Annotated in this window: 38 protein-coding genes; 35 read left to right on the top strand and 3 right to left on the bottom strand. The window is 53.7% G+C overall.

What is annotated here, in order from left to right; genetic code table 11:
- From BC777_RS10195 to BC777_RS10130, 14 genes are all read left to right on the top strand, one after another.
- A partial coding sequence (locus BC777_RS10195) for an EF-Tu C-terminal domain-related protein (RefSeq protein WP_446001710.1) occupies positions 1-132 on the top strand: 132 nt, incomplete at its 5' end.
- A 177-nt stretch (positions 133-309) separates the two neighbouring features.
- The gene (locus BC777_RS10190) at positions 310-1,212 is read left to right on the top strand and encodes a hypothetical protein (RefSeq protein ID WP_100367931.1); all 903 of its coding nucleotides are present in this window, start codon (positions 310-312) and stop codon (positions 1,210-1,212) included.
- A gap of 273 nt (positions 1,213-1,485) precedes the next feature.
- Positions 1,486-1,797 (top strand): 30S ribosomal protein S10, encoded by a 312-nt coding sequence (gene rpsJ / locus BC777_RS10185; RefSeq protein ID WP_008236563.1) that lies wholly within the window; start codon positions 1,486-1,488, stop codon positions 1,795-1,797.
- Between the two features lie 12 nt (positions 1,798-1,809).
- The gene (rplC, locus tag BC777_RS10180; protein WP_100367930.1) at positions 1,810-2,664 is read left to right on the top strand and encodes a 50S ribosomal protein L3; all 855 of its coding nucleotides are present in this window, start codon (positions 1,810-1,812) and stop codon (positions 2,662-2,664) included.
- Positions 2,661-3,281, top strand: a complete 621-nt coding sequence (gene rplD, locus BC777_RS10175; protein ID WP_100367929.1) for a 50S ribosomal protein L4 — start codon at positions 2,661-2,663, stop codon at positions 3,279-3,281. The genes rplC and rplD overlap by 4 nt, the downstream gene beginning before the upstream one ends.
- Positions 3,278-3,574, top strand: a complete 297-nt coding sequence (locus BC777_RS10170; RefSeq protein WP_008236551.1) for a 50S ribosomal protein L23 — start codon at positions 3,278-3,280, stop codon at positions 3,572-3,574. The genes rplD and BC777_RS10170 overlap by 4 nt, the downstream gene beginning before the upstream one ends.
- A gap of 123 nt (positions 3,575-3,697) precedes the next feature.
- On the top strand, positions 3,698-4,597 hold the full coding sequence (gene ltnD, locus BC777_RS10165) for an L-threonate dehydrogenase (RefSeq protein WP_100367928.1): 900 nt from the start codon (positions 3,698-3,700) through the stop codon (positions 4,595-4,597).
- A gap of 232 nt (positions 4,598-4,829) precedes the next feature.
- Positions 4,830-5,510 carry a hypothetical protein gene (locus tag BC777_RS10160; RefSeq protein ID WP_100367927.1) on the top strand — a complete coding sequence of 227 codons (681 nt, stop codon included), beginning with the start codon at positions 4,830-4,832 and terminating at the stop codon, positions 5,508-5,510.
- A 254-nt stretch (positions 5,511-5,764) separates the two neighbouring features.
- The gene (gene rplB, locus BC777_RS10155) at positions 5,765-6,607 is read left to right on the top strand and encodes a 50S ribosomal protein L2 (protein WP_100367926.1); all 843 of its coding nucleotides are present in this window, start codon (positions 5,765-5,767) and stop codon (positions 6,605-6,607) included.
- Between the two features lie 2 nt (positions 6,608-6,609).
- The gene (rpsS, locus tag BC777_RS10150; RefSeq protein ID WP_008236480.1) at positions 6,610-6,888 is read left to right on the top strand and encodes a 30S ribosomal protein S19; all 279 of its coding nucleotides are present in this window, start codon (positions 6,610-6,612) and stop codon (positions 6,886-6,888) included.
- 3 nt (positions 6,889-6,891) lie between these two features.
- Positions 6,892-7,272: a 50S ribosomal protein L22 gene (gene rplV, locus BC777_RS10145; RefSeq protein WP_008236481.1), complete on the top strand. Its 381-nt coding sequence runs from the start codon at positions 6,892-6,894 to the stop codon at positions 7,270-7,272.
- Positions 7,272-7,973 carry a 30S ribosomal protein S3 gene (gene rpsC, locus BC777_RS10140; RefSeq protein ID WP_100367925.1) on the top strand — a complete coding sequence of 234 codons (702 nt, stop codon included), beginning with the start codon at positions 7,272-7,274 and terminating at the stop codon, positions 7,971-7,973. The genes rplV and rpsC overlap by 1 nt, the downstream gene beginning before the upstream one ends.
- A gap of 15 nt (positions 7,974-7,988) precedes the next feature.
- Positions 7,989-8,402, top strand: a complete 414-nt coding sequence (gene rplP / locus BC777_RS10135) for a 50S ribosomal protein L16 (protein WP_100367924.1) — start codon at positions 7,989-7,991, stop codon at positions 8,400-8,402.
- Positions 8,403-8,741: 339 nt separating this feature from the next.
- The gene (locus BC777_RS10130) at positions 8,742-9,380 is read left to right on the top strand and encodes a DUF2726 domain-containing protein (RefSeq protein ID WP_133122540.1); all 639 of its coding nucleotides are present in this window, start codon (positions 8,742-8,744) and stop codon (positions 9,378-9,380) included.
- 162 nt (positions 9,381-9,542) lie between these two features.
- On the opposite strand, the gene BC777_RS10125 is transcribed toward BC777_RS10130, so the two are convergent.
- Both BC777_RS10125 and BC777_RS10120 read right to left on the bottom strand, forming a co-directional pair.
- Entirely contained in the window at positions 9,543-9,968 is a 426-nt protein-coding gene (locus BC777_RS10125) for a DUF1569 domain-containing protein (RefSeq protein WP_168769125.1), read from the bottom strand.
- A gap of 4 nt (positions 9,969-9,972) precedes the next feature.
- On the bottom strand, positions 9,973-10,593 hold the full coding sequence (locus BC777_RS10120; protein ID WP_100367921.1) for a TIGR02466 family protein: 621 nt from the start codon (positions 10,591-10,593) through the stop codon (positions 9,973-9,975).
- On the opposite strand from BC777_RS10120, the gene BC777_RS10115 reads away from it, so the two are divergent.
- The 12 genes from BC777_RS10115 (at position 10,552) to rpmD (ending at position 16,235) form a co-directional block, all read left to right on the top strand.
- The gene (locus BC777_RS10115; protein ID WP_168769124.1) at positions 10,552-11,631 is read left to right on the top strand and encodes an outer membrane protein; all 1,080 of its coding nucleotides are present in this window, start codon (positions 10,552-10,554) and stop codon (positions 11,629-11,631) included. The genes BC777_RS10120 and BC777_RS10115 overlap by 42 nt on opposite strands.
- Positions 11,632-11,897: 266 nt before the next feature.
- Positions 11,898-12,104, top strand: a complete 207-nt coding sequence (gene rpmC, locus BC777_RS10110) for a 50S ribosomal protein L29 (RefSeq protein ID WP_100367919.1) — start codon at positions 11,898-11,900, stop codon at positions 12,102-12,104.
- Positions 12,105-12,107: 3 nt separating this feature from the next.
- The gene (gene rpsQ, locus BC777_RS10105) at positions 12,108-12,338 is read left to right on the top strand and encodes a 30S ribosomal protein S17 (RefSeq protein ID WP_100367918.1); all 231 of its coding nucleotides are present in this window, start codon (positions 12,108-12,110) and stop codon (positions 12,336-12,338) included.
- 82 nt (positions 12,339-12,420) lie between these two features.
- Positions 12,421-12,789 carry a 50S ribosomal protein L14 gene (rplN, locus tag BC777_RS10100; RefSeq protein ID WP_008236500.1) on the top strand — a complete coding sequence of 123 codons (369 nt, stop codon included), beginning with the start codon at positions 12,421-12,423 and terminating at the stop codon, positions 12,787-12,789.
- The gene (gene rplX, locus BC777_RS10095) at positions 12,789-13,094 is read left to right on the top strand and encodes a 50S ribosomal protein L24 (RefSeq protein WP_100367917.1); all 306 of its coding nucleotides are present in this window, start codon (positions 12,789-12,791) and stop codon (positions 13,092-13,094) included. Before rplN ends, rplX begins: the two co-directional genes overlap by 1 nt.
- Positions 13,094-13,657 carry a 50S ribosomal protein L5 gene (gene rplE / locus BC777_RS10090; RefSeq protein WP_100367916.1) on the top strand — a complete coding sequence of 188 codons (564 nt, stop codon included), beginning with the start codon at positions 13,094-13,096 and terminating at the stop codon, positions 13,655-13,657. Before rplX ends, rplE begins: the two co-directional genes overlap by 1 nt.
- A 13-nt stretch (positions 13,658-13,670) precedes the next feature.
- On the top strand, positions 13,671-13,976 hold the full coding sequence (gene rpsN / locus BC777_RS10085) for a 30S ribosomal protein S14 (protein WP_100367915.1): 306 nt from the start codon (positions 13,671-13,673) through the stop codon (positions 13,974-13,976).
- 12 nt (positions 13,977-13,988) lie between these two features.
- Positions 13,989-14,381, top strand: a complete 393-nt coding sequence (gene rpsH, locus BC777_RS10080) for a 30S ribosomal protein S8 (protein WP_100367914.1) — start codon at positions 13,989-13,991, stop codon at positions 14,379-14,381.
- 9 nt (positions 14,382-14,390) lie between these two features.
- Positions 14,391-14,924, top strand: a complete 534-nt coding sequence (rplF, locus tag BC777_RS10075) for a 50S ribosomal protein L6 (RefSeq protein ID WP_100367913.1) — start codon at positions 14,391-14,393, stop codon at positions 14,922-14,924.
- An 11-nt stretch (positions 14,925-14,935) separates the two neighbouring features.
- A complete protein-coding gene (rplR, locus tag BC777_RS10070) occupies positions 14,936-15,301 on the top strand; it encodes a 50S ribosomal protein L18 (RefSeq protein WP_100367912.1) in 366 nt (121 codons plus the stop codon).
- A 153-nt stretch (positions 15,302-15,454) separates the two neighbouring features.
- Complete coding sequence (gene rpsE / locus BC777_RS10065) at positions 15,455-16,033, top strand: 30S ribosomal protein S5 (RefSeq protein ID WP_100367911.1); 579 nt, start codon at positions 15,455-15,457, stop codon at positions 16,031-16,033.
- A 13-nt stretch (positions 16,034-16,046) separates the two neighbouring features.
- Positions 16,047-16,235: a 50S ribosomal protein L30 gene (gene rpmD / locus BC777_RS10060; RefSeq protein ID WP_008236512.1), complete on the top strand. Its 189-nt coding sequence runs from the start codon at positions 16,047-16,049 to the stop codon at positions 16,233-16,235.
- 133 nt (positions 16,236-16,368) lie between these two features.
- On the opposite strand, the gene BC777_RS10055 is transcribed toward rpmD, so the two are convergent.
- A complete protein-coding gene (locus tag BC777_RS10055; RefSeq protein WP_100367910.1) occupies positions 16,369-17,118 on the bottom strand; it encodes a sulfotransferase family 2 domain-containing protein in 750 nt (249 codons plus the stop codon).
- A gap of 931 nt (positions 17,119-18,049) precedes the next feature.
- Between BC777_RS10055 and rplO the strand changes: the two genes are divergently transcribed.
- The 9 genes from rplO (at position 18,050) to BC777_RS10010 (ending at position 25,669) form a co-directional block, all read left to right on the top strand.
- Positions 18,050-18,523: a 50S ribosomal protein L15 gene (gene rplO / locus BC777_RS10050; RefSeq protein ID WP_100367909.1), complete on the top strand. Its 474-nt coding sequence runs from the start codon at positions 18,050-18,052 to the stop codon at positions 18,521-18,523.
- Positions 18,524-18,627: 104 nt separating this feature from the next.
- Positions 18,628-19,986: a preprotein translocase subunit SecY gene (secY, locus tag BC777_RS10045; protein ID WP_100367908.1), complete on the top strand. Its 1,359-nt coding sequence runs from the start codon at positions 18,628-18,630 to the stop codon at positions 19,984-19,986.
- A complete protein-coding gene (locus tag BC777_RS10040) occupies positions 19,983-20,561 on the top strand; it encodes an adenylate kinase (RefSeq protein ID WP_100367907.1) in 579 nt (192 codons plus the stop codon). The genes secY and BC777_RS10040 overlap by 4 nt, the downstream gene beginning before the upstream one ends.
- A gap of 262 nt (positions 20,562-20,823) precedes the next feature.
- Complete coding sequence (rpsM, locus tag BC777_RS10035) at positions 20,824-21,192, top strand: 30S ribosomal protein S13 (protein ID WP_100368099.1); 369 nt, start codon at positions 20,824-20,826, stop codon at positions 21,190-21,192.
- A 14-nt stretch (positions 21,193-21,206) separates the two neighbouring features.
- Positions 21,207-21,596, top strand: coding sequence for a 30S ribosomal protein S11 (gene rpsK / locus BC777_RS10030; protein ID WP_008236527.1), 390 nt, complete (start codon positions 21,207-21,209; stop codon positions 21,594-21,596).
- 109 nt (positions 21,597-21,705) lie between these two features.
- Positions 21,706-22,722 (top strand): DNA-directed RNA polymerase subunit alpha, encoded by a 1,017-nt coding sequence (locus BC777_RS10025; RefSeq protein WP_168769123.1) that lies wholly within the window; start codon positions 21,706-21,708, stop codon positions 22,720-22,722.
- Between the two features lie 172 nt (positions 22,723-22,894).
- Positions 22,895-23,314: a 50S ribosomal protein L17 gene (gene rplQ, locus BC777_RS10020; protein ID WP_100367905.1), complete on the top strand. Its 420-nt coding sequence runs from the start codon at positions 22,895-22,897 to the stop codon at positions 23,312-23,314.
- A 175-nt stretch (positions 23,315-23,489) separates the two neighbouring features.
- The gene (locus BC777_RS10015; RefSeq protein ID WP_133122538.1) at positions 23,490-24,200 is read left to right on the top strand and encodes a hypothetical protein; all 711 of its coding nucleotides are present in this window, start codon (positions 23,490-23,492) and stop codon (positions 24,198-24,200) included.
- Positions 24,201-24,358: 158 nt separating this feature from the next.
- The gene (locus tag BC777_RS10010) at positions 24,359-25,669 is read left to right on the top strand and encodes a replication-associated recombination protein A (protein ID WP_100367903.1); all 1,311 of its coding nucleotides are present in this window, start codon (positions 24,359-24,361) and stop codon (positions 25,667-25,669) included.
- Positions 25,670-25,696: the final 27 nt, after the last annotated feature.

Here is a 25,696-nt window from a genome sequence, read left to right as displayed (position 1 = left end):
ATGCCGGGCGACAACCTGAAGTTCAACGTCGAGCTGATCGCACCGATCGCGATGGAAGACGGCCTGCGCTTCGCGATCCGCGAAGGCGGCCGCACCGTGGGTGCGGGCGTTGTGTCCAAGATCGTCGAGTAACCCGTAGGTCGGGGTTCTCCCCGACACAACGGACAGGCAAACGGAAGGCCGCCGCAGAAATGCGGCGGCCTTTTGGTTTTGTGTTACTGATTTACACACTTAAAAATTGTATTGATTTAGAAACAGTACCCTCTAAAGTTGTTTTTAGAGTAAAAATCAGTTATTGGAGAAGTAACATTGAGTGACCAACCTACAATTACCGTAGATGTGAATGACCAGGTAGCCATAGACATATTGGGTGCAATCGAGTTTCCTTTGGAGTTCAACATACCCGGCGATCGCAAGAGCCTGCAACTTGAGGGCCAAATTCCGATTGGAGAGGCTGAAATCATCAGTGTTGAAAGAATTGTCGACGGAGAAGCTGAAGACCAAAGTGAAATTCATGAAATAGGCGAATTATTTGAGCAAGCTATTCTTGGTGCTCTGAGCGAACTGGAACGCGGGCTACTGAATACGGATGAAATAAGTGGCAGTGAATTGGCGCTAATCTCCAAAATTGCGAACCTTCAGCAAGATGGCGCTCTTACGCTGAAAGCAGCAAATGCTGGGACTTTGGATGAGATTGGCGAAGCGCTAAGCGCCGTAGTTAACAAAAAATTCTTTGAATTCAGTGTCCTTTGGGCTCAGCTCCGGATCGTCGATAGACCAAAGGTAGATCTAGGAAATCCGATCCGAGTACTTGATCTATCAACGCGTTCAAGAGCGAAGGCCGAGGGCTGCATCAAGGTGTTTGGCAAGCGATATTGCGCGCGAGTTACCTCTCCTTGGATAAGGGTAGACGGGCAAGAAGCGGCACTGAACCTTATTACAAGTGGAACAGTTGTCAGTGCTCGGCCACGCTTCAAGAACCTTGATTTCGTCATTACAATCAAGATTTTGCGATGGAGGTTTAAGATCAAGATTGGCCTGACTACGCTTGTTAATCGATACTTTGATCGTTTGCCACCGGCAGAGATTGCAGACCTAAGCGCGTTTGAACAACCAATACCGTTTTCCAGCAGTCAAACAAAGCTCAAGGGAATATCAATCTCAACCGTTGAGGGGGGCTTGCGCCTCACTGCTGAAACAGAAGTTGTCTAGAGTTTCCGGGTGCGTGTTGCGTTTCAAGTGTTTAAATGCAGTACCATCCGTTCTGCTACAAGATCCGAAAGGGCAATTACTAGCTGGAGTATCACTTGACTTGTCTTTGCCTCTCCAACCCCCTTTACACCTCACCCGACTCCCCCTATAGCACCTCAATCCAACAAGGGTGCGCCGCGCGTGCCCTTTATACGTTGGACCAAAGACGCGACGAGGGTGGGGGATGAGCCTCTATCGTCCAATCCGTTAAGACCCTAATTTAAGGGTGATGACATGGCAGCGAGCCAAAACATCCGTATTCGCCTCAAGGCGTTTGATTTCCGGGTGCTTGATGCAAGCACACAGGAAATCGTCAGCACAGCAAAGCGCACAGGCGCAAGCGTGCGTGGACCGATCCCACTTCCAAACAAGATCGAAAAGTTCACCGTTCTGCGTGGCCCCCACGTAGATAAGAAATCCCGCGATCAGTTTGAGATCCGTACGCACAAGCGTCTTCTCGACATCATCGACCCAACACCGCAAACAGTAGACGCGCTGATGAAGCTCGACCTGGCGGCCGGTGTTGACGTTCAGATTTCTGTATAAGGGGTAGATCATATGCTCCGTACAGGACTTATCGCAAAGAAAGTCGGCATGACCCGGCTGTTCATGGAAGACGGCAAGCAGATCCCTGTGACCGTTCTTTCCCTCGAAAACTTGCAGGTTGTTGCACAGCGTACTGCTGACACCAACGGCTACACAGCTGTTCAGCTGGGTGCAGGTAACGCCAAAGCCAAGCGCACATCCAAAGCGATGCGCGGTCACTTTGCTGCTGCCAAAGTAGAACCAAAACGCAAGGTTGCTGAGTTCCGCGTTGCCCCTGAGAACATGATCAACGTGGGCGAAACACTGACAGCGAACCACTACTTCGAAGGTCAGTATGTTGACGTCTGTGGTACATCCATCGGTAAAGGTTTTGCCGGTGCGATGAAGCGCCACAACTTTGGTGGTTTGCGCGCGACACACGGTGTTTCGATCTCTCACCGTTCGCACGGTTCCACCGGTCAGTGTCAGGACCCGGGTAAAGTCTTCAAAGGTAAGAAGATGGCCGGTCACATGGGTGCGGCGAAAGTCACAACCCAGAACCTGCAAGTCGTCAAGACAGATGCTGACCGTGGTGTCATCATGGTCAAAGGCGCTGTTCCCGGCTCCAAAGGTGGTTGGGTCACAATCAAGGATGCGGTCAAAAAGCCGACACCTGAGAACGTGATCTACCCTGCTGGTCTGAAATCCATGGCCGAAGAAGCAGAGCGTCTTGCTGAAGAAGCTGCCGCCGCTGCCGCCGCTGAAGAGGAAGCCGCCGCAAAGGCCGCTGCCGAAGCAGAACAGGCCGCATTGGAAGCTGCTGAAGCAGAAGCCACAACTGAAGCCTCGGCAGATGATGCCGCGCCAGAAGAAGGTGAAAAAGAATGAAGGCTGATGCAATCAAACTGGACGGCAAGAAAGCTGGTTCCGTCGAACTGAACGACGAAATCTTCGGTCTTGAGCCGCGCAAGGACATCTTGCACCGCGTCGTTCGCTGGCAGCGTAACAAGGCAATGGCAGGCACACATGATGTGCTTGGTCGTTCCGAAGTGAGCTATTCCACCAAGAAGATTTATCGCCAAAAGGGCACAGGTGGCGCACGTCACGGCTCTCGTGGTGCACCGATCTTCCGTTCTGGTGGTATCTACAAGGGTCCAACACCCCGTAGCCACGCGCATGATCTGCCCAAGAAGTTCCGCAAGCTTGGTCTCAAGCACGCTTTGTCTGCAAAAGTTGCAGCAGGTGAGCTGGTGATTGTCGATGACATCAATGTCAAAGACGCCAAGACATCTGCCTTGGCCAAACAGGTCGGTGCATTGGGCTGGAAGCGCGCGCTGATCATCGACGGTTCTGAAGTCAACGCTGACTTCAAAAAGGCCGCCGCCAACATCACAACCATTAACGTTCTCCCGTCGCAGGGTGCCAACGTTTATGACATCCTGAAGTCAGACACACTTGTGTTGACCAAAGCTGGTGTCGAAGCTCTGGAGGCTCGTTTGTCATGAACGCCAAAGCAGAACATTACGATGTGATCCGCAAGCCGATCATCACCGAGAAAGCAACAATGGCTTCTGAAGCCAATGCCGTTGTTTTTGAAGTCGCGATCGACGCGAATAAGCCGATGATCAAGGAAGCTGTTGAAAGCCTCTTTGGTGTGAAGGTCAAAGCGGTCAACACATCCATCACCAAAGGTAAAGTGAAGCGCTTTCGCGGATCATTGGGCACACGTAAGGACGTGAAGAAGGCCTATGTGACGCTGGAAGAAGGCAACACAATCGACGTATCCACTGGTCTCTGATCAGACGTCGCAGAATTGAAGAAGGCCCTCGGTGCGAACCGGGGGCCTTTTTTGTTGTGCGGGCTCTTTCGTCCGATGTGGAACGCGATACTTTGTGTGCTGTGATGACAGAGGGTGAACACGATGAATGATGCTTTGACAACGGCTGTGGTCGGTCTTGGGTCGATGGGGTATGGCATGGCGGCCTCTTTGGTGGTGGCGGGGCATCAGACCCATGGGTTTGATATCAACCCTGATCAGGTAGCGCGCTTTCAGGCGGAGGGCGGTGCGCCCGGTGATATGGGGGCGGTTGTTGGCACTGTTGATGCGCTGCTTGTCGTTGTCCTCAATGCGGCGCAGACCGAGGCTGTACTCTTTGGCAAAAACGGTGCCGTCCCGCAGATGAAGCCTGGCAGTGTCGTGATCGCCTGCGCGACGGTTTCGCCAGAGTTTGCCCGCACCATGGCTGCGCGTTGTGCGGACCACGGCGTGCATTACCTCGACGCCCCGATTTCTGGCGGGTCGGTGAAGGCAGCTGCGGGCAAGCTGTCGATCATGGCGGCGGGTTCGGACGCCGCCTTTGCTGCTGCCGCCCCGGTGTTGGATGCCACGGCAGAAAAGGTGTTCACCTTGGGCGACGCGGTGGGCGCAGGCTCGGCCATGAAAGCGGTGAACCAGTTGCTGGCGGGCGTGCATATCGCGGCAATGGCCGAGGCGATGACCTTTGGCATGACCCAAGGGGTTTCCCCTGAAAAGTTCGTCGAAGTCATCCCCGCCTGTGCGGGCACCAGCTGGATGCTGGAAAACCGCGCGCCGCATATCGTGGCGGGGGATTACACGCCGCATAGCTCGGTTAACATCTGGCCCAAGGACCTTGGGATCGTGTTGGAAATCGCAGAGGAGGCGGGGCTCGACGCGCCCGTGACGCAAGCGGCCCTGGCCCAGTTTATGGAGGCAGCCGCACTTGGGCTGGGCGGCGAGGATGATGCAGCGGTGGCGAAGGTCTATGCGGGGCAGGTTGGGGTGCGGTTGCCGGGGGTGTAATGTGTCGGGGGAGCCCCCGACCTACGTAGGCCGGGGTTCTCCCCGGCGTTCCGAATTTGCCTCAAACGAAAGCGGCAGCGCCAGCCCGCCGGACGGGCCGTCGCTGGCCCGGCGCCTTCGGCTTGATTCTGGTCCGCGGTCGAGTATCTGTGTCTGACCAGTATTTGGCGGGTGGGACTGCGGGCCGCTAGAATTGCGTTTGGCAAAGTGACTTGTTTGGATTGGAATTGATATGCCCAAAGAAATTGATCGTGAGCCCCGTCCACTACGAAAGAACTTGGAGAGTGTACGCATCACTTTTGAAGAACTCACTCAGCTACTGGAGAGGCTCAGTATCAGCCATGCGGAAATTGAAGCAACGTCAAATGGTGCTAAGTTTGAAGGTTTGAGCGATATTAAGTCTGCTCCAGCAAGATTCGCTGGGAACCCTTTTATCCAGATTCCAAGTGGTACTAATGGCGAACTTGCCGCAAAAGCATCCATTGAGTTCCACAATGAAACAACCGAAGTAAGCGCTGGCTGGTACAAAGGAGGCAACACTCACAGCAGTGCAGACGATGCGCTGGCTAACACTCTTTACGAGGAGCTCAAGCCATTTGAATCCACCTTCTTTAAGCGTTTGAGCTGGCTCCAATCAAAAATTATGGGGGCTATTTTCATTGGTATTGCCGCGTTACTTTTAAATACTCGGATCGAAAATACTGTACTACTCGGTGGCGGACTACTACTAACCGGCATTTCCTCGGTGTCTCTGATTGCGATATGGTTGATCCGCGACTCTTTGGGCAAGGCAGCCGCAGTTTCATACAATCCAAGAGAGACTTTCTGGCAAAGACATGGCGAGTCCTCGATCGTAGGAATCTTCTCCAGCGTGGTAACCGGTGTGATCGTCTGGTATTTGACTAGTCCTTAGTCTTGCCGACATTTATGGTTTTCTGAATGAACCAACAAGTACACCCCCTTGCCACCCACACCCCTCCCTGCTACATCCCCGAAATCGCGTGGCCTCGGATTCGTTCCGGGGTCTTTGCGTTATGCGAAAAGCCGGGGAGAACCCCGGCCTACGTAGGTCGGGGTCTTCCCCGACGCACTAAATCGGGCACCTACGGGGGCCTATAACATCAGGGTCCTCTTGCAGGGCCCGCCAAGCAAACGGAAGAAGCTAACATGGCACTCAAGTCGTACAAACCGACGACGCCGGGCCAGCGTGGGCTGGTGCTGATCGACCGTTCGGAGCTTTGGAAAGGACGTCCTGTCAAATCCCTCACACAGGGTTTGACCAAATCGGGCGGCCGGAACAACACCGGACGGATCACTATGCGTCGTATTGGTGGGGGCGCAAAGCGTCTTTACCGCATCGTCGATTTCAAGCGTAACAAGCTGGATATGTCCGCTGTTGTCGCACGGATCGAATATGACCCGAACCGCACCGCATTTATCGCGCTGATCCAGTACGAAGACGGTACACAGAATTACATCCTTGCCCCACAGCGTTTGGCTGTTGGTGACAAGGTGATCGCATCTGCCAAGGCTGACATTAAGCCCGGCAACGCCATGCCATTCAGCGGCATGCCAATCGGTACGATCGTTCACAACATCGAAATGAAGCCAGGCAAAGGCGGCCAGATCGCCCGTGCAGCCGGTACTTACGCCCAGTTTGTGGGCCGTGATGGTGGCTACGCGCAGGTGCGTCTGTCATCCGGTGAATTGCGCCTGATCCGTCAGGAATGCATGGCCACTGTCGGTGCTGTGTCGAACCCTGACAACTCAAACCAGAACTTCGGTAAAGCGGGTCGTACCCGTCACAAGGGCATCCGCCCAAGTGTCCGTGGTGTTGCCATGAACCCGATCGACCACCCGCACGGTGGTGGTGAAGGCCGCACATCTGGTGGTCGGACGCCTGTGACACCTTGGGGCAAAGACACCAAGGGCAAGCGTACCCGTAACAAAAACAAAGCATCGCAGCGCCTTATCGTGCGTTCGCGTCATGCCAAGAAGAAGGGTCGTTAAGTATGGCTCGTTCCGTCTGGAAAGGCCCCTTTGTGGACGCCTATGTTTTGAAAAAAGCAGAAGCATCGCGCGAAAGCGGCCGCAACGAAGTGATCAAGATCTGGTCGCGTCGTTCTACAATCCTGCCTCAGTTCGTTGGTCTCACCTTTGGCGTCTACAACGGTAAGAAGCACATCCCTGTCAACGTCAGCGAAGACATGATTGGTCAGAAGTTTGGTGAATATTCCCCAACCCGCACCTATTACGGTCATGCCGCTGACAAAAAAGCGAAGCGGAAGTAAGCCATGAGCAAGGATAAGAATCCCCGCCGCGTGGCCGATAACGAAGCAATGGCAAAACTGCGCATGCTTCGCACGTCCCCGCAAAAGCTGAACCTCGTTGCTGGCCTGATCCGTGGCAAGAAAGTTGAGCAGGCATTGACTGACCTGACTTTCAGCAAAAAGCGGATTTCGGACGACGTGAAGAAATGCCTTCAGTCGGCCATCGCCAACGCCGAAAACAACCACAACCTTGACGTCGATGAACTGGTCGTCGCAGAGGCTTATGTCGGCAAGAACCTGACCATGAAGCGCGGTCGCCCTCGGGCCCGTGGCCGTTTTGGGAAAATCATCAAGCCGTTTGCAGAGATCACCATCAAGGTGCGTCAAGTTGAGGAGCAATCATAATGGGTAACAAAGTAAACCCGATCGGTATGCGTCTTCAGGTCAATCGCACCTGGGATAGCCGCTGGTACGCTGACACCAAAGACTATGGCGACCTTCTGTTGGAAGACCTCAAGATCAAGGCTTTCATCAAGAAAGAATGCGCACAGTCCGGCATCAGCCGCGTGATCATCGAACGCCCGCACAAAAAGTGCCGCGTCACGATCCACGCAGCACGTCCTGGTGTGATCATCGGCAAGAAAGGTGCAGACATCGAAGGTCTGCGCAAGAAGCTTGCAGCACTCACAGACTCAGAGCTGCACTTGAACATCGTTGAAGTTCGCAAGCCAGAACTTGACGCAGCCTTGGTTGCCGAAAGCATTGGTCAGCAGCTGGAACGCCGTGTCTCTTTCCGTCGCGCCATGAAGCGTTCGGTTCAGAACGCCATGCGCATGGGTGCCTTGGGTATCCGTGTGAACCTTGCTGGCCGTCTGGGTGGTGCAGAGATTGCCCGCACAGAATGGTACCGTGAAGGTCGCGTTCCGCTGCACACACTGCGTGCTGACATCGACTATGCACTGTATGAGGCGATGACGCCTTATGGGATCATCGGCATCAAGGTCTTCATCTATAAAGGTGAGATCATGGAGCACGATCCGTCAGCGCACGACCGCAAACATGCTGAGCTGCAAGAGGGCGCTGTCCCTCGCGGCCCACGTCGCTAAGGGGAGCTGATTTAAATGCTACAGCCAAAGCGTACAAAACACCGGAAACTGCACAAAGGCCGTATTCGTGGTGAAGCCAAAGGCGGTTCTGATCTGAACTTCGGTACATATGGCCTCAAAGCCATTGAGCCCGAGCGGATCACAGCTCGTCAGATCGAAGCCGCACGTCGTGCCATGACGCGTCACATGAAGCGTCAGGGCCGTGTCTGGATCCGCATTTTTCCGGACACTCCTGTGACATCCAAGCCCGTCGAAGTACGTATGGGTAAGGGTAAGGGCTCCATCGATTTTTGGGCATGCAAGGTCAAACCCGGCCGCGTGATGTTCGAAATCGACGGCGTGAACGAAACAATCGCCCGCGAGGCCCTGCGCCTTGCTGCGATGAAGCTGCCGATCAAGACACGGACCGTGGTTCGCGAAGATTGGTAAGTGTGCGTCGGGGCAGGCCCCGACCAACGGTGAGAATAGAGAGCCCCTGCCGAGAGATCGGTGGGGGCTTTTTTTAGGGTAGATCACCAAACTACATCGATAACGCCGCCATCGCTGTGGTTACAAAAACAGGTATTCAGACGTTTTGTAGCATCAGACAAATTGAGCTCATTAGATAGGCGCCACCTCTCGCGTTAAAATAGCTTACGCCGTGTTTCCTGTTTCGAAGTAGCACGCTGGATCGTCTATTTTGGCCGTTACGCGTTTGTCTTGGTGAAGATACACAAGATACACTAGCGTCAAAGTTGCAAATCCATCCTTTCAAACGGAGTGATTTCTTTGGAAGTAATTCTTATCATCGTGCTCATAGTCGTTGCCATATTGTGGCAGTCATCGCGCACTAAAAGTCAGCGCAACCGGCCAAATACATCGCGGATACAGCCAGCGCAGTCCAACAACAAACCCGTAGAAACCGCTCAAAAAAAAGTTCACCCAAACGATATGCGTGTGCCGGAAAACCAGCTGCGCGTTATTCGAGAAAATGAGTTTGGCCCGCGCAAGCCAATTAACCCCGAAGCATTCAAAAAGGTTTATCGGCCCGTTGAACGGTATTTGCAGCAAAATCAACCCGGCTTTCGGATGTTCGCAGAAGTTGGCATGGGTGGGTTTATTCAAACGACGCAAAAAGGCATGAGTTATCGTCAACGGCAATTTCTCTATGCTGCATACGGCAGCAAGCGCATTGATTTTCTTGTGATCGATCCACTGGGACGACCGGCCTTGGCCATCGAATATCAAGGTACTGGACACGCGATGCGCGACGATACGGTGGAACGTGATCAAGTGAAGCGCGCGATACTTTTCGCCGCTGGTATCCGGCATATTGAGGTACATCAAATGACCGAGCCCGCTGAATTGATTGCTGACGTTACCACACAGATTGAAGGGCATAAGAGCAAGTCTAAGCAATCCACCTAGAGAGCAAATCAGCGAGACCCAACCATCGGTTCGGTATCATCTTTGTCCGTATGGACTTTCAGACAGGTCTCAAAATGCCCCGGCGCATATTGCGAGCACGCGTCCGTGTCTTGATCGACAGCTTCATCGCGGTAAAGCCCGTCCTCTCGCGCAGGCCCTGTTTTACGAACCCACCTCTTCCAGATGGTTCTCAATATGCAGCAAATGTGCCTTCCCGAATTGCGCCTTGCTCAACCCGCCGTATGCGAAGTGCGGCTGCATCTTTCCTTCGAAGTTGCGGAACGTCTCCAATGACGTCCACAACCGCTCCAGCCCTGCCTCGGCGCTGATCTCGCTGACCACTTCGCCGGGGATCGGTTCGTCTAGCCCGTGTTTCATCTTTCCACGTGCGGAAAACATTTTGAACGCCAACGTCCCGACGGTGGCCTGGAAGAGCTTGGGCTTTTGCACCGGGTAGCCGTGCATTGAAAACTCAACCCCTTGGGCGAGGTGGTTGAACACCCGCCCCAACCCCCAATCGCCTGTGCTTTCGATGGCCGAAAGGTCCAGCCCTTCCAGCCGTGCGAATGCCAGATCTATATCGGGCATGATGTTACCCCCACGCATAGTTAAAACTCACCGACACCCGGTCGTCTTCGGCCATGTTCATCGGCACCTCGTGCCGCAGCCAGCTTTCCCATAGCAGCACATCGCCCACCGCAGGCTTCGCATAGAAGAAGGTGCGCAGCTCATCCCGCGCGTCTTTCGTCCTTGTGGGCGCGGCCATCATCATCGCCAGCCGCGGGTCTTCGAATTTAATCGCACTCGCCCCGTCGGGCATGGCGACGTAGGTTGTGCCGCTGATCACGGAATGGGGGTGGATGTGTCCGGTGTGGATGCCGCCTTCGGGTAGGATGTTGATCCAAATGTCTTCGAGTTGCAGTGTCTTGTCGCCAAGGTCGAATTGCAGGTCTTCGGCGAAACCCGCGACATGGGCGTCGAGGACCTTGACCAGATCGGCGAAGATGGGGAACCGCCAGGGCAGGTCCGACAGCGAGGCGTAGGAGGTGTAGCCGGGGTAGCCGTTGTCTTCGCACCAGTCTTGGCCCGCTTCATCGTCTTGGGCGATGGCGTAGCAGGATTTCTCAAATTCGTCGGTGTCGAGAGCTGCGCCCAAGGCAGAAAGTTTGGCGTGGTAGAGGCGGGTGGCGAACAGGGATGTGATATTGGACATGGACTATGCATAGCGCAAGCGAAAGGGCAGGGCGAGACCAACATAATCCAAATTCTCGGGCCAAACGCTTTGCCAGTCAAACAATTTAGGTCGCTGTTGTCATCTGCGGCCAACCGAGAGAGCACTGCTACTATATTTGTTTTGCGCGACTTTACCGGTGAAAAAGCACATAATATTCGGCTCTTTCACAAAAAGGTTGACGCTATGTTAACGATATTTAAACACTTTGCGTGGGTGGCGGTAACAATTGGTTGGGAATCTACAGTGCGAAAATTCATTCAACTTTTGCAAAAATCATCTATCAGTTGTGTCATGTTGCCTATGTTTTTGGGGCTTGGCACATCGGCCCATTCGGGCGGCCTGTCTGGCGCAATAGAAGAAGCGCCTATTGTCGCGGAAACGGACCGCGGCTGGCATGTGCTGGGCGTTGAGGCCTCTCTTAGTTATGGTGAACTGGACGGCAAACGCATCCTGACATCAAGCGCAGACAATAATGAACTTAACGTCGATTACCCCCTGCAGTCATTTGACCTTGCTCTCAACATCGCAAGTGGTGATCTGGCCCCGGGCAAGTCACGATGGATCATTAGCCCGTTTCTGACTGTTGTGATGGATGGTGCCGAAAATCTTGAAGTGCCCGATGGCGGTGCAACCGTTGAAAGCGGCGACTTTGATTGGCACGAAATTGGTCTGCGTGTTGAGCAAGAACGGTATCTGACGGACATGTGGTCATGGACAATAGGTGGAAACGCGTCGCTAGTTGACGCAGAAAACACACTGGTCGTTGAGACCAACGGCAACTTGCGTATCAAGGAAAATGAGGGCTGGCGTGCGGGCCTCTATGTGGGTGCAAACGCAAAGTTGAGCGAAAATTTTACGATCACCTCACGGCTTGGTTATGACTGGGCTGCATTTAATGAAAGTGCCCAGTGTCTCGAGCCCGGCGGCGGTGGCGACTGCCGGCCGGTGGCAAGCGATGACGACGATACAGAAATTGATGGGGCAGTGGCCAGTATTGGCGTGCGGTATAGTTTCTAAGATGTCCCTATCCTGACGTCACTGTTGTGTTGGGGTGGCCAGAGCGATGATTGCGTAACGAACGCTGTAATGATCATTCCTAATGGCGCATTTCTAAGATAAAACTGGGCTACACATACTGACTGTGTGACGCCCCGCAACTCTTTACCCACAAGGGGTTGCTTTGTGGGGCGATGGGGTCTAAACGGCCCACTTCTACACCCACTCCACCGGGAATCGGGTCACGCTTTTGCGGCCTGCCGGTGATGTTGACAAAGGAATATGGCATGAACGCCAATGAACTGCGGGATAAAACGCCCGATCAGCTCCGTGAAGAGCTGGTGAACCTGAAAAAAGAATCCTTCAATCTGCGCTTTCAGCAGGCCACTGGTCAGCTGGAAAACACAGCAGGCATTCGTGCGGCCCGCCGCAACGCTGCCAAAGTGAAGACAATCCTGAACGAAAAGGCCGCAGCGGCCGCCAAGGAGGCTTAATCTATGCCTAAGCGTATCCTGCAAGGGGTTGTGACAAGCAACCAGAACGCCCAGACCGTCACCGTTTCGGTTGAGCGTCGTTACAAGCACCCGCTGCTTCAGAAAACTATTCGTAAGTCGAAGAAATATCGCGCTCACGATGAACAGAACGCATTCAACGTTGGTGACCAGGTCCGTATCCAGGAATGCGCACCAAAGTCGAAAACGAAACGCTGGGAGGTTATTGCCTCTTAAGGCAGTAACACCTGGTTCAATCGAAACCCTGGGCCCCCGGACAGAAATCGGGACTTGCTCATAGGTCGGAAAAGGAAACCAAATGATCCAGATGCAGACCAATCTGGATGTTGCTGACAACAGCGGCGCACGCCGTGTTCAGTGCATCAAGGTTCTGGGTGGTTCTCACCGTCGTTACGCCAGTGTTGGAGACATCATTGTTGTTTCGGTCAAAGAGGCCATTCCACGTGGTCGCGTAAAGAAAGGTGACGTCCGCAAGGCCGTCGTCGTACGCACCGCCAAAGAAGTTCGCCGCGACGATGGTACAGCCATCCGCTTTGACAGCAACGCTGCTGTCATCCTCAACAACAACAACGAGCCTATCGGTACACGTATCTTTGGCCCAGTTGTTCGCGAGCTGCGCGCAAAGAACTTTATGAAAATCATCTCGCTTGCTCCGGAGGTGCTGTAATGGCTGCGAAACTCCGTAAAGGTGACAATGTCGTCGTTCTGACTGGCAAGGACAAAGGCAAGACTGGTGCGATTACCAGCATCGACCCTAAGTCTGGCAAAGCCATCGTGGACGGTATCAACATTGCGATCCGTCATACAAAGCAATCTCAGGCAACACAGGGTGGCCGCACGCCAAAGGCGATGCCGATCCAACTGTCTAACCTGGCAATCGTTGACAAGAATGGCAAAGCAACCCGCGTTGGCTTCCGTATGGATGGTGACAACAAGGTGCGTTTCGCCAAGACAACAGGGGATGCGATCTAATGCTTGATGCTGCAAATTATAGCCCCCGTCTCAAGGACCTTTATAAGTCCACCATCCGTGGTGCGCTGAAAGAAGAGTTCGGTTACAAAAACGAGATGCAGATCCCGAAGCTGGACAAGATTGTCCTGAACATCGGCTGCGGTGCAGAAGCTGTCCGTGACAGCAAGAAAGCAAAAACCGCACAGGAAGATCTGACAACAATCGCTGGTCAAAAGGCCATGACAACACGCGCCAAGAAATCCATTGCTGGTTTCCGCGTTCGTGAGGACATGCCTCTTGGTGCAAAGGTCACTTTGCGCGGCGACCGTATGTTTGAATTCCTTGATCGTCTGATCACGGTAGCTATGCCACGTATCCGCGACTTCCGCGGCGTATCCGGCAAATCCTTCGACGGCCGCGGCAACTATGCCACCGGTATCAAAGAGCACCTGATCTTCCCAGAGATTAACTTCGACAAGATCGATGAGAACTGGGGCATGGACATCGTGATCTGCACAACAGCGAACACTGACGCTGAAGCAAAGGCACTGTTGAAAGCTTTCAACATGCCGTTCAACAGCTGAGGGGAAATTAGATATGGCTAAGAAATCCATGATCGCACGCGAAGTGAAGCGTGAAAAGCTGGTCAAGCAGTACGCCGAAAAGCGCGCCGCCTTGAAGGCAATCATCAACGACAAAGAGGTTCCCGTAGAGGAGCGGTTCAAGGCGACCCTTGAACTGGCGAAACTGCCACGTAACTCCTCTGCGACCCGTTTGCACAACCGTTGCCAGCTCACCGGGCGTCCACACGCCTATTACCGTAAACTCAAGATCAGCCGGATCGCGCTGCGGGACCTTGGTTCCAATGGCGAAATCCCCGGCATGGTCAAGTCAAGCTGGTAAGGAGCACATATTATGAATGATCCTATCGGTGATATGCTCACACGTATCCGCAACGGCCAGATGCGCGGCAAAGCGTCGGTGGAAACACCTGCGTCCAAACTGCGCGGTTGGGTTCTGGATGTGCTTTCCGACGAAGGCTACATCCGCGGTTATGAAAAGAAGGACGGCAAAGACGGCCATCCTGCTTTCAACATTGAGCTGAAATATTACGAGGGTGACCCTGTCATTCGCGAAGTGAAGCGGGTTTCCAAGCCTGGCCGTCGCGTTTACCTGGGCGCCAATGACATCCCAACTGTCCGTCAAGGCCTGGGTGTGTCGATTGTCTCCACCTCGCAGGGTGTGATGTCGGATGCAAAAGCACGCAGCGCCAATATTGGCGGCGAAGTGCTCTGCACTGTATTCTAAGGGGATATCATGTCTCGTATTGGTAAAAAACCGGTTGAGCTGCCCTCTGGCGTTACCGCCACGGTGTCAGGTCAAACCGTTGAGATGAAGGGCCCCAAAGGGACCCGGACTTTCAAAGCGACTGACGATGTGACCATCTCTGTTGATGGCAATGTTGTCACCGTCGAACCACGCGGCAAATCCAAGCGCGCACGCCAGCAGTGGGGCATGAGCCGCACAATGGTTGCGAACTTGGCCACCGGCGTTTCCGAAGGCTTCAAGAAAGAGCTTGAGCTGTCGGGTGTTGGTTACCGCGCACAGATGCAGGGCAACACATTGAAGCTGTCGCTGGGCTATTCCCATGACGTCAACTTTGAAGTGCCTGAAGGTGTGACAGTCACAGCGCCAAAGCCAACGGATGTCATCGTCGAAGGTATCGACGAACAGCAGGTTGGTCAGGTTGCGGCGAATATTCGTGCTTGGCGTAAGCCCGAGCCCTACAAGGGCAAAGGTATCAAGTACAAGGGCGAATACATCTTCCGCAAAGAAGGCAAGAAGAAGTAAGGAACGCGACAATGGCAAACAGCAAAAGAACTCTGTTTCTGAAGCGCCGCATGCGCGTTCGGAACAAACTGCGGGGCGTGACAGCCAATCAAGGGCGTGCGCGTCTTTCGGTGCACCGCTCCAACAAGAACATCAGCGCCCAGCTGATCGACGACGTGAATGGCGTGACACTCGCGTCCGCTTCGTCGCTCGAAAAAGATCTGGGCGTGGTCGGCAAGAACAACATCGAAGCCGCTTCCAAAGTGGGCACTGCAATTGCAGAGCGCGCAAAGAAAGCCGGCGTAGAGGTTGCTTACTTCGACCGTGGTGGTTTCCTGTTTCACGGCAAGATCAAGGCTTTGGCCGATGCGGCCCGTGAAGGTGGTTTGAAGATCTAAACGACACGTCGGGGTAGGCCCCGATCTACGTAGGTCGGGGCGTGCCCCGGCTGCGATATGTAAAACGGGGCGACCCGGTTTCGATGATCCGGGGGCTTGAAACCCACCGCGATTGGACAACGCCTTCGGGCATGAAAACAAAGGACGCCATCAATGGCAGAACGTGAAAACCGCGGCCGCGGCCGCAACCGTGAAGAGCAAGCACCAGAGTTTGCCGACCGTCTGGTCGCAATCAACCGTGTTTCCAAAACAGTCAAAGGCGGTAAGCGCTTTGGCTTCGCCGCGCTTGTTGTTGTTGGCGACCAAAAAGGCCGTGTCGGCTTTGGTAAGGGTAAAGCCAAGGAAGTTCCTGAGGCGATCCGCAAAGCGACCGAGCAAGCCAAGCGCCAGATGATCCGCGTTGCACTGCGCGACGGCCGGACGCTGCACCACGACATCGAGGGCCGTCACGGCGCTGGTAAAGTGGTCATGCGCACAGCCCCTGTTGGTACTGGTATCATCGCCGGTGGTCCAATGCGTGCCGTGTTTGAAATGTTGGGTGTACAGGATGTTGTGTCCAAGTCCATCGGTTCGCAGAACCCATACAACATGATCCGCGCCACTATGAATGGCCTGTCCAAAGAGCAATCACCCCGCAACGTCGCGCAGCGCCGTGGCAAGAAGGTTGCTGACATTCTGCCTAAGCGTGACGAGGCCCCAGCGGCCGAAGCACCTGCCGCAGCTGACGCGTAAGGAGATTTGACAGATGGCTAAAACAATCGTCGTCAAGCAGATCGGTTCCCCGATCCGCCGCCCTGCCAAACAGCGTGCCACGCTGATCGGCCTGGGCCTGAACAAGATGAACCGTACTAAAGAACTGGAAGATACACCGTCCGTACGCGGCATGGTGAATTCGATCAGCCATATGGTCGAGATTATCGAAGAAAAAGGTTAAGCCGGGAGTCGGGGGTGAGCGGCATATTGCAAACGCTCCAATGGAGCGTTTGAGCAGCTAACGGGCGGAGCCCACCCAGACTTACGGCTTACTAGATTGAGCGCCTCGCAGGAAACTGCGGGGCGTTTTTGACTCATGTCGTTGGCTGGATACGTGAGATCATCTCGTAGTCCTTCGCGTAGACTTTTCGGCAGTGGGCAATCAGATCATCGCGATAGAAATCTGCCTTGTTCGGAACACGTCCGGTTTTCAAGAACGTGTCATGCAGTTGCAAAGCTGGTATACGGCATAAGTCCTCCGAAGGTGGTTGTGCATGAGATGCGTTGGTCGCACGTGCGAAGTATTTATCTGCCAATTCCGGATCAATGAGCAGCTTCATATTTTCATACAGTTCATGCAGCGGGAAGACGGCATTATATCTGATTGGCAACAGGTGATCGCATTGTGCCCTGATATGCCCATCCCGGTTCTCGACTGATCGACAATAGGACAAAACGAACTTCTTAAAAGATGCCTTGTTTGGATCTCGCCAAAGCTTCTTTTTGTAGTTGGCGAATATATCTTCCTGTCCTTTTTGCTGCACAAATTTATTCGTATAGGCGGAGATGAGCCGTTCAAACGGATCTCTGTAAACAAAAATTGTGGCGGCAAAGGCATTCAGATCACTTGACTTGTCAAAGGTATGGTGTCGCCTCAGAAACGCCAAATCTACGTGCGCGTCTTCCACGTTGTCTGCAAAAGGGGAAATGCCATGTATGAGTTTCTTAAAGGCTGAACAGCCGTTCTTACGAACGTAACTGTACATGTATTTCTTGCTATCGACGACAAATTCAAAGTGGTTGCGTGATGCTGTCGGTTGGTCCCATTCCAATGTGCCTGTCATATCTGATAAATGCCCAATCGCCTCTCGCTGCTTACAGTTTGTTGTTGACGAAATCTTTTGTCTAGACCTGATTCTATCGCCCGCCTGCGGGGCGTCTTTTTGGGTTAAGGTCGGCCAACAATGACACGTCGTACGATCTTGCGAGCCGTTTTGAAGTGCTTGAGCATTGAGTACGAATACTAGAGGTTATGAACCGCCTTACGTCGATATAGTGTTTTCCGCCATTCCAAAGTGTTTCAGAAGTTCACTGGCAGCTTTTAGCTTTTCAAGATCGTTGGAGTAAAACAACAAGTTGCTTTCCCAAAACTCAATCAATTCGTTGCTAGCTTCTGAAATTAACCTATCATCTCAAACGCCATCATGACGACTGACAGCAAGTTTAATAGTAGTGCAACGCTCGTCAGCGTTTGGGCACTCGAAGTCCCACACGTCATCGCCGAGTGGTTCGAACAGGAACCCCCGTTGATCATGCGGATCAGAGGTTTTGCCCATCCACATGGTCAATCCAAAGTAGTTGCCGAGCATTTGTCGGCAATCAACAGATCAATTGCCCAGCAAAGACTGACATTAGATCAAAGTTGGAATCAGGTCGCGTGGTAACCTGATTTTGAGGCATTGGATTGATGCAATAAATCGACTGCATAACCCAAAGGTTGAGCAAATTACTGAATATTGCTCGACGTAAATGTCTGCATATTGCCACAAGACTTTGAGTTTCTTTGTGCTAGCATTTGCAGAAGCGCAGCCTTGGGCCAATTCTGGCTGTCTCCGGATTCAGTGAGGTCGCAGCCGACCCCATCACTTTCTTGACGCCTTCCATCCTCCCGTCTATACGCCCCCAGTCGGACACCAAATTTCCGACTCACAACTGTAACGCCGTGTTTGGCCGCTCCCGTCGCTGGGGGCCAATTCCGGCAAAAGGAGAAGCGACATGAAACTGAATGAACTATCCGACAACCCAGGTGCAACAACGCGCAAACAGCGTGTGGGCCGTGGTGCAGGGTCCGGCAAAGGTAAGACCGGTGGCCGTGGTATCAAAGGTCAGAAATCACGTTCTGGTGTCGCCATCAAAGGCTATGAGGGCGGCCAGATGCCACTCTACCAGCGTCTGCCAAAGCGTGGTTTCAACAAGCCGAACCGCAAGACATTTGCGGTCATCAACCTTGGGCTGATCCAGAAATTCATCGACGAAGGCAAGATCGACGTCAAAGCAGACATCACCGAAGATGCGCTGGTCGCGTCCGGTTTGGTGCGCCGCAAGAAGGACGGTATCCGCGTTCTGGCCAAGGGTGATTTCAAGGCCAAAGCCAAGATCGCTGTCACCGGTGCCTCCAAGGGTGCTGTGGAAGCGGTTGAGAAGGCCGGCGGTTCACTGACTGTCACAACACCGGCAGCGGCTGAGTAAGACCTTGTGAGCGACCCTTTGGTCGCTTACATAGCCTTTGAAGTTTTCCCAAACGCCGCTGATCGGGGAACCGCAGCGGCGTTTCTTATAAAAAAGAGACCCATATGGCTTCTGCAGCAGAGCAAATGGCAGCCAACGTCAGTTGGAGCGCCTTCGGCAAAGCAACTGAATTGCGCCAGCGTATTTTGTTTACGCTTGGTTTGTTAATCATCTACCGCCTTGGTACGTTTATTCCCGTCCCGGGCATTGATGGTATTGCCCTGCAGCAGTTCATGGATGATGCGCAATCTGGCATCGGCGGTATTCTGTCGATGTTCACCGGTGGCGCTCTGTCGCGGATGGCGATTTTCACCCTTGGGATCATGCCTTATATCTCTGCTTCGATTGTGATGCAGCTTTTGGGCTCCATGTGGGAGCCGCTGAAGAACCTCAAGAAAGAGGGCGAGCAAGGGCGGCGCAAGCTAAACCAATATACCCGCTACGGCACCGTGGTTTTGGCCACAGTGCAAGCCTACGGCCTTGCTGTGAGCTTGGAAGCGGGTGGACTGGCCGCTGATCCGGGGCTGTTTTTCCAAGCATCTACCGTCATTACGATTGTTGGTGGCTGTATGTTCCTGATGTGGCTGGGTGAGCAGATCACGGCGCGCGGCATTGGTAACGGTATCTCGCTGATTATCTTTGTTGGTATTATTGCTGAAATCCCTGCCGCCATGGCGCAGTTTCTGTCGCAAGGCCGCTCTGGCGCGATCAGCCCTGCCGTCGTCGTTGGTATCATTGTGATGCTGATCGTCGTGCTGACCTTTGTGGTCTTCATGGAGCGCAGCTTGCGCAAGATTCACATTCAGTACCCGCGCCAGCAGCGTGGTATGAAGGTCTATGATGGCTCGACCAGCCACTTGCCGATCAAGGTGAACCCGGCCGGTGTTATTCCTGCGATCTTCGCCTCTGCCTTGCTATTGCTGCCCACCACGATCAGTACGTTCAACGGCGGCTCGTCCGGCCCGTTCATGTCCACGGTTCTGGCGCTCTTTGGCCCTGGCCAGCCGCTCTATCTGATTTTCTTTGGCGGCATGATCATCTTTTTCACGTATTTCTACACCCGTGAAGTCGCTTTCAAGACCGAGGATGTTGCAGAGAACCTCAAGAACCAGAACGGTTTTGTGCCGGGTATCCGCCCCGGTAAGAAAACCGAGGAATATCTGGATTACGTCGTGACGCGTATTCTGGTGCTGGGGTCCGGTTACCTCGCGCTGGTGGCACTGCTGCCAGAGATTATTCGCGCAGAATTGGCTATTCCTTTCTACTTTGGCGGTACATCGATCCTGATTATTGTTTCGGTGGGTATGGACACCATCCAACAAATCCAGTCTCATCTGGTCGCACATCAATACGAAGGCCTGATTGAGAAGTCTCAGTTGCGTGGCAAGCGTAGTTCAAAACGTAAGGGGCCATCGCGTCGATGAATATCATACTGCTGGGACCGCCGGGGGCGGGTAAGGGAACGCAAGCGGCCAGGCTTGTTGACGAACGCAACATGGTGCAACTGAGCACCGGCGATATGTTGCGGGCTGCCCGTACCAGTGGGACAGAGATGGGCAAGATGGTGGCCGCTGTCATGGACCGTGGTGACCTTGTGACCGATGAGATTGTCATCGGCTTGATCCGTGAACAGTTGGAAAGCGATGACGGCAAAGGCGGCTATATCTTTGATGGCTTTCCCCGGACGTTGGCGCAGGCCGATGCGTTGGACGATTTGTTGGTTGAGATGGGCGAAAACCTTGATTGCGTGATCGAACTGCAAGTCGATGATGAGGTTTTGGTCGAGCGTATTGTTGGGCGCGCGAAAGAGGCCGAAGCCGCAGGTCAGCCAGTTCGTGCGGATGATAACGAAGAAAGTCTGAAGATTCGTTTGATGGCCTACTACAAACAGACCAGCCCATTGGTGGGGTACTATTATGCCAAAGGTGATTTGAAATCTGTGGATGGTCTGGCCAGCATGGATGAGGTCGCGGCGAGTATTTCGGACGCTTTGGCCTAGCGCGAACAATTTTCGTCGAAAATTGTTCTGTTCGAAAGGATTTTCTGGAAAATCCTTAGCGCTGCGCGGGGCGGCTTGACCACAGTTCAAATGCCCCCTAAACAGCGCCATCCCTCGCGGGAATCAATTTGTGGTTAAGGGTCGCGCCCTGATCCCACAGAACACCTCGATATGACGCAGCCCGGCGCCCTTTCAGGTCCGGGCTTCCGTTGTGAAAAAAGGGTCTGGAATGACGGACCCGCAACGAAAAGGAATTGCACACGTGGCACGTATTGCCGGCGTAAACATCCCGACTGCAAAGCGGGTTCCAATCGCCCTTACCTACATTACCGGAATTGGGTCCACCAAAGCCGAAGAAATCTGCGAAGCGGTCAAGATTGACCGCGCGCGCCGTGTTAACCAGCTTTCTGATGCAGAAGTGCTGTCGATCCGTGAATATATCGACGCCAACCTGACAGTAGAAGGTGACCTGCGTCGCGAGACACAGATGAACATCAAGCGTCTGATGGACCTTGGTTGCTACCGTGGCCTGCGCCACCGTCGTAACCTGCCGGTCCGTGGTCAGCGAACTTCCACAAACGCACGTACACGCAAGGGCCCTGCAAAGGCCATTGCTGGTAAGAAGAAATAAGGGAGGCTCGATCAATGGCACGTGATACAAAACGCACCAAAAAGAAGGTTTCCAAGAACATCGCAGCTGGTGTTGCGCATGTGAATTCTTCTTTCAACAACACAAAAATCCTGATCTCTGACGTGCAGGGCAACGCGATCTCTTGGTCGTCTGCTGGCACCATGGGCTTCAAGGGTTCGCGGAAATCCACACCCTATGCCGCCCAAATGGCTGCTGAGGATGCGGGCAAGAAAGCACAAGATCACGGCGTGAAAACGCTGGAGGTTGAAGTGCAGGGCCCCGGTTCCGGTCGTGAATCCGCACTCCGCGCATTGGCTGCTGTTGGCTTTAACATCACATCTATCCGTGACGTGACCCCAATGGCCCACAACGGTTGCCGCCCGCCAAAGCGCCGCCGCGTCTAATTACACCCAAACGCCTTGGGGCTGTGTTTTGGCACGGTCCCAATCCGTCATTTCAACCTCGGGCGTTTGCCTTTTTGGACCATGAAGGCAGACTAGTATGGAGGGACATATGATCCACAAAAACTGGGCTGAGTTGATCAAGCCAACTCAATTGGAAGTTAAGCCGGGTAACGACCCCGCACGTCAGGCAACCGTCATTGCAGAACCACTTGAGCGTGGCTTTGGTTTGACATTGGGCAACGCCCTGCGCCGCATTTTGATGTCATCCCTTCAGGGTGCCGCCATCACTGCCGTTCAGATTGACAACGTCCTGCACGAGTTTTCATCCGTGTCCGGTGTGCGTGAAGACGTCACCGATATCGTGCTGAACCTCAAAGGTGTTGCGATCCGTATGGAGGTCGAGGGCCCCAAGCGTTTGTCCGTTCAGGCCAAAGGCCCGGGCGTTGTGACCGCTGCGGATATTTCCGAGACTGCTGGCATCGAGGTCCTGAACAAGGATCATGTGATCTGTCACCTTGATGATGGCGCCGACCTTTACATGGAACTGACCGTCAACACCGGTAAGGGCTATGTATCCGCAGACAAGAACAAGCCAGAAGATGCACCGATCGGCATGATGTCTGTCGATGCGATCTATTCGCCGGTCAAGAAGGTGAGCTATGACGTGCAGCCGACCCGTGAGGGTCAGGTGCTGGATTATGACAAGCTGACCATGAAGGTTGAAACCGATGGGTCGCTGACACCTGATGATGCAGTGGCATATGCCGCCCGCATTCTGCAGGACCAGCTGTCAATCTTCGTCAACTTTGATGAGCCTGAGTCAGCACAAACCGGTGCGGATGATGATGGTCTGGAGTTCAACCCGCTTCTGTTGAAGAAAGTGGACGAGCTGGAGCTGTCTGTCCGTTCGGCAAACTGCCTCAAGAACGACAACATCGTGTACATCGGCGATCTGATCCAGAAGACCGAAGCAGAGATGCTGCGCACACCGAACTTTGGCCGCAAATCTTTGAACGAGATCAAGGAAGTGCTGTCAGGCATGGGTTTGCACCTTGGCATGGACGTTGAGGACTGGCCACCAGACAACATCGAAGATCTGGCCAAGAAGTTCGAAGACCAGTTTTGATGGGGTGTCGGGGTAAACCCCGACCTACATAAATACCGTAAGGCGGGGTTCTCCCCGCCTTGCACAAAATGCCCGCACTGGCGGGGAATATCCTGGGCAATTCCGCCCCACTAACGGAGCCAGCGACACGCATCGCATCGGCCCATCGATAAAACAAAATGGAGACTATCACATGCGTCACGCAAGAGGTTACCGCCGCCTGAACCGCACACATGAACACCGCAAGGCGCTGTTCGCGAACATGGCAGGCTCGCTCATCGAACATGAGCAGATCAAAACAACATTGCCCAAGGCGAAAGAACTGCGCCGGATCGTTGAAAAGCTTGTCACGCTGGGCAAGCGCGGCGATCTGCATGCCCGTCGTCAGGCCAATGCACAGCTGAAGCAGGAAATGCACACAGCGAAACTGTTCGACGTCATCGGCCCGCGCTACAAAGAGCGTCAGGGTGGTTACGTCCGTATCATCAAAGCGGGCTTCCGCTATGGTGACATGGCCCCAATGGCGATCATCGAATTTGTCGACCGCGACGTCGATGCCAAAGGTGCGGCTGACAAGGCCCGTTTGGAAGAGTACGAGAACGCAGAAGATTAAGGTTCTCTGACCGAAGAATTTTGAAAGGCCTCGCATGCTTTGTGAGGCCTTTTGTATTGGTGAATGTCTGGTTTGAGCCCAAAGCTACCCTCGATAAGTCATTGTATCAGCGGTACTTTGACGATGATTATGAGTTACTTGCATTCAAACCCACCATGCATTCTAACTGTCTCAAATGGGAAAACCACTGATACCAGAAAAATCAATGACGCTAAATCAACGCGCTCGTTGTCGAATGCGATTTGCAGAGGATACGATCAAGTTATCGAAACCACTGATGCGCAATTCACGATGGAGCAACAAATCGCAGTATTTGTTCGGTAAAAATGATCAGATGTTTGTGAGTGGAGTCTTGTCCCCTGCATCAAACGAGGATGGAATGACCCTCGGCCTGAAAATAGAGCTTTCTGCGAAACCGATGATGGCCGACCTTGTACATTGGCATGCACAGGATTTAACAGACAACGTCAATCAACCACTTTCTTTTCGCGCCGCAGCAGCACACCAAGCACGCAGTTTCACTATGCATACATGGACAAAAACGTTTGATGATCCCCACCCAGAGCAAGCTGCAATGGCATTGTTAGAAGGCCTTGAAATAGGCGCGAACGAAATCACTCAAAAGACCTCAACAACTCCCTTTTCGGAAGTCATCAAAGACGCGGGTCAAAAAAGAAAGCATGCTGCGCTCTATTGGGCTTGTCTTGTCTTGGAAGATAAGATGGAAACCCTTGTTACAGACATTGAGCTATATTACTTGGAAACCAGCAGGAATTCTGATGTCGAAGCAACGAAAACATTTCTTAGAAAAATTCAAAAAAAATATATAAGCGCCCATGAATCTTTCATGAAAGGCGTAGATCCCTATTGGACGAAAACTCCCTAATTTGATAAAAAACCGACTGCACGCGAAAACTTCAGAGCGTGAGTATTTGATGAACGGCAGAAAAGTCCGCACAGCCGACCTTGTCTGCGTCCTCCGGAAAGCCTTCCACATGTGATAGCTTGCAATCAAGCGGCGCTCCGAACATATCTTTGGGGACCATGGCCGATCTTTTTGACAGCACAACTGCCGACACCACCGCAGGCCCGCGCCCGCTGGCGGATCGTTTGCGGCCCAAGACCTTGGCGGAGGTGATTGGACAGCAACAGGTGTTGGGGCCGGATGCCCCGTTGGGCACGATGTTGTCGTCTGGGTCGCTCTCTTCGCTGATTTTCTGGGGTCCGCCGGGTGTCGGCAAGACGACCATCGCGCGGTTGCTCGCAGATGAGACGGACCTGCATTTTGTGCAGATCAGTGCAATCTTCACGGGCGTGCCGGATCTGCGCAAGGTCTTTGAGGCCGCCAAGATGCGCCGTCAGAATGGCAAGGGCACCTTGCTGTTTGTGGATGAGATCCACCGCTTTAACAAAGCCCAGCAGGATGGGTTTCTGCCCTATATGGAGGACGGCACGATCCTGTTGGTGGGGGCCACGACCGAGAACCCCAGCTTTGAATTGAACGCAGCTGTTCTGAGTCGGAGCCAAGTGTTCATCCTCACCCGGTTGGACGTCAAAGACCTCGAACTGCTGGCACAGCGTGCAGAGAAGGAGTTGGGTAAGCCGTTGCCGTTGGATGGCCCTGCGCGCGAGGCACTGTTGGAGATGGCCGATGGTGATGGGCGTGCGCTGCTCAATCTCATTGAGCAGATCAGTGCTTGGACAACGGATGGCAAGCTGAGCACCGATGATCTGACCAAGCGGTTGATGAAGCGCGCGGCGAAATACGACAAGTCGGGGGATGAGCATTACAATCTGATCAGTGCGCTGCATAAGTCCGTGCGCGGATCAGACCCGGATGCAGCGCTTTACTGGTTCGCCCGTATGTTGGCTGGCGGCGAGGATCCGCGTTTCCTTGCACGCCGCATCACGCGGATGGCGGTTGAGGATATCGGGCTGGCTGATCCGCAGGCGCAGGCGGTGTGTTTGCAGTCTTGGGAAACATATGAACGGCTGGGCAGCCCGGAGGGTGAACTGGCCTTGGCGCAGGCTGTGACGTACCTCGCACTGGCGCCGAAATCGAATGCGACTTATGTGGCGTATAAGGGTGCTGTCGCGGCGGCCAAACAAACCGGGTCAGAGCCGCCGCCAGCCCACATCCTGAACGCGCCCACGACTTTGATGAAAGAGCAGGGGTTTGGGGCAGGTTATAACTATGACCATGATGCCGAGGATGGGTTTAGCGGGCAGAACTACTTCCCTGAGACGATGAAGCGGGGTGTTTATTACGTCCCGGTTGATCGCGGGTTTGAGCGTGAGTTGAAAAAGCGTGTGGATTACTTCGCAGGCCTGCGTGCCAAGCGCAGCAAGAATTGACAATCGCCCGGCAAGCGGTCAGAGCAG

It is taken from the genome of Yoonia maricola, assembly GCF_002797915.1.
Classification (GTDB): Bacteria; Pseudomonadota; Alphaproteobacteria; order Rhodobacterales; family Rhodobacteraceae; genus Yoonia; species Yoonia maricola.
Note: the sequence above shows the minus strand (reverse complement) of the source record. Positions and strands in the feature narration are given on the sequence as shown.

Coding starts and splice junctions, on each gene's coding strand:
- rpsJ (WP_008236563.1), top strand. CDS start 1,486: ATGGCAGCGAGCCAAAACATCCGTATTCGCCTCAAGGCGTTTGATTTC.
- rplC (WP_100367930.1), top strand. CDS start 1,810: ATGCTCCGTACAGGACTTATCGCAAAGAAAGTCGGCATGACCCGGCTG.
- rplD (WP_100367929.1), top strand. CDS start 2,661: ATGAAGGCTGATGCAATCAAACTGGACGGCAAGAAAGCTGGTTCCGTC.
- BC777_RS10170 (WP_008236551.1), top strand. CDS start 3,278: ATGAACGCCAAAGCAGAACATTACGATGTGATCCGCAAGCCGATCATC.
- ltnD (WP_100367928.1), top strand. CDS start 3,698: ATGAATGATGCTTTGACAACGGCTGTGGTCGGTCTTGGGTCGATGGGG.
- BC777_RS10160 (WP_100367927.1), top strand. CDS start 4,830: ATGCCCAAAGAAATTGATCGTGAGCCCCGTCCACTACGAAAGAACTTG.
- rplB (WP_100367926.1), top strand. CDS start 5,765: ATGGCACTCAAGTCGTACAAACCGACGACGCCGGGCCAGCGTGGGCTG.
- rpsS (WP_008236480.1), top strand. CDS start 6,610: ATGGCTCGTTCCGTCTGGAAAGGCCCCTTTGTGGACGCCTATGTTTTG.
- rplV (WP_008236481.1), top strand. CDS start 6,892: ATGAGCAAGGATAAGAATCCCCGCCGCGTGGCCGATAACGAAGCAATG.
- rpsC (WP_100367925.1), top strand. CDS start 7,272: ATGGGTAACAAAGTAAACCCGATCGGTATGCGTCTTCAGGTCAATCGC.
- rplP (WP_100367924.1), top strand. CDS start 7,989: ATGCTACAGCCAAAGCGTACAAAACACCGGAAACTGCACAAAGGCCGT.
- BC777_RS10125 (WP_168769125.1), bottom strand. CDS start 9,968: ATGCCCGATATAGATCTGGCATTCGCACGGCTGGAAGGGCTGGACCTT.
- BC777_RS10120 (WP_100367921.1), bottom strand. CDS start 10,593: ATGTCCAATATCACATCCCTGTTCGCCACCCGCCTCTACCACGCCAAA.
- rpmC (WP_100367919.1), top strand. CDS start 11,898: ATGAACGCCAATGAACTGCGGGATAAAACGCCCGATCAGCTCCGTGAA.
- rpsQ (WP_100367918.1), top strand. CDS start 12,108: ATGCCTAAGCGTATCCTGCAAGGGGTTGTGACAAGCAACCAGAACGCC.
- rplN (WP_008236500.1), top strand. CDS start 12,421: ATGATCCAGATGCAGACCAATCTGGATGTTGCTGACAACAGCGGCGCA.
- rplX (WP_100367917.1), top strand. CDS start 12,789: ATGGCTGCGAAACTCCGTAAAGGTGACAATGTCGTCGTTCTGACTGGC.
- rplE (WP_100367916.1), top strand. CDS start 13,094: ATGCTTGATGCTGCAAATTATAGCCCCCGTCTCAAGGACCTTTATAAG.
- rpsN (WP_100367915.1), top strand. CDS start 13,671: ATGGCTAAGAAATCCATGATCGCACGCGAAGTGAAGCGTGAAAAGCTG.
- rpsH (WP_100367914.1), top strand. CDS start 13,989: ATGAATGATCCTATCGGTGATATGCTCACACGTATCCGCAACGGCCAG.
- rplF (WP_100367913.1), top strand. CDS start 14,391: ATGTCTCGTATTGGTAAAAAACCGGTTGAGCTGCCCTCTGGCGTTACC.
- rplR (WP_100367912.1), top strand. CDS start 14,936: ATGGCAAACAGCAAAAGAACTCTGTTTCTGAAGCGCCGCATGCGCGTT.
- rpsE (WP_100367911.1), top strand. CDS start 15,455: ATGGCAGAACGTGAAAACCGCGGCCGCGGCCGCAACCGTGAAGAGCAA.
- rpmD (WP_008236512.1), top strand. CDS start 16,047: ATGGCTAAAACAATCGTCGTCAAGCAGATCGGTTCCCCGATCCGCCGC.
- BC777_RS10055 (WP_100367910.1), bottom strand. CDS start 17,118: ATGACAGGCACATTGGAATGGGACCAACCGACAGCATCACGCAACCAC.
- rplO (WP_100367909.1), top strand. CDS start 18,050: ATGAAACTGAATGAACTATCCGACAACCCAGGTGCAACAACGCGCAAA.
- secY (WP_100367908.1), top strand. CDS start 18,628: ATGGCTTCTGCAGCAGAGCAAATGGCAGCCAACGTCAGTTGGAGCGCC.
- BC777_RS10040 (WP_100367907.1), top strand. CDS start 19,983: ATGAATATCATACTGCTGGGACCGCCGGGGGCGGGTAAGGGAACGCAA.
- rpsK (WP_008236527.1), top strand. CDS start 21,207: ATGGCACGTGATACAAAACGCACCAAAAAGAAGGTTTCCAAGAACATC.
- BC777_RS10025 (WP_168769123.1), top strand. CDS start 21,706: ATGATCCACAAAAACTGGGCTGAGTTGATCAAGCCAACTCAATTGGAA.
- rplQ (WP_100367905.1), top strand. CDS start 22,895: ATGCGTCACGCAAGAGGTTACCGCCGCCTGAACCGCACACATGAACAC.
- BC777_RS10015 (WP_133122538.1), top strand. CDS start 23,490: ATGGGAAAACCACTGATACCAGAAAAATCAATGACGCTAAATCAACGC.
- BC777_RS10010 (WP_100367903.1), top strand. CDS start 24,359: ATGGCCGATCTTTTTGACAGCACAACTGCCGACACCACCGCAGGCCCG.